This window comes from Acidovorax cavernicola, assembly GCF_003581445.1.
In genome coordinates this window covers 1-679 of sequence record NZ_QXMN01000310.1, presented here as the reverse complement: position 1 = coordinate 679, position 679 = coordinate 1, and the positions used below count along the sequence as shown (strand labels likewise).

Annotated in this window: 1 protein-coding gene; it reads right to left on the bottom strand. The window is 66.7% G+C overall.

Annotated elements, in window-relative coordinates:
* The coding region (locus D3H34_RS33360; protein ID WP_147400630.1) for a c-type cytochrome at window positions 1–679 on the bottom strand (679 nt) is incomplete at both ends.

The following is a 679-nucleotide window of genomic DNA, read 5'->3' as shown; positions in this document are numbered from 1 at the left end:
TGGCGTCGGGGCGGCCATAGTTCTGCAGCAGGTAATTGCTCAGCGTGGTCACCTGCTGATCGCTCAGTTCATGGCCGAAGGCCGGCATGATGCTGTCGCGGCCGTGGCGCGGCACACCCTGGAGAATGCTCAGCACCAGGTTGTTGGTGTTGGTGTGGCCCAGCGAGCTGTTGTGAAACAGCGGCGGCAGCTTGCCGTCGGTACTGCCCTGGCCCTGGGCCTGGTGGCAGCTCGCGCAATAGGCGTCATACAGCTGCGCGCCGGTCATGGCATTCATGTCGCGCGGCCAGGCCACGCCGCGGATACTGGCCAGCTGGTCACCGGCCTGGCCCCAGGAGAACGTCGGCTGGTTCGAGCCTTCCGAGATCGGCGGCGTCGATTGCAGGTAGGTCGCGATGGCGCGCAGATCGGCCTCGCTCAGATGGCGCAGGCTGTGGTCTATGGCTTCGGCCATCGGCCCGGCGCTGCTGCCCTTGCCGGGTACATGGCCCTGGCGCATATAGGCCACGATCTCGTCGCTGCTCCACTGGCCTATGCCGTCCTGGGTGTCGGAGGTGATGTTGGGCGCGTACCAGCCGCCGACATCGCCGCCGCCCAGCGATCGCTTGCCGATTTCGGCCATGAGCGCGTTGCGCGGCGTGTGGCAGGTGCTGCAGTGCGTCAGGCCCTGGACCAGATA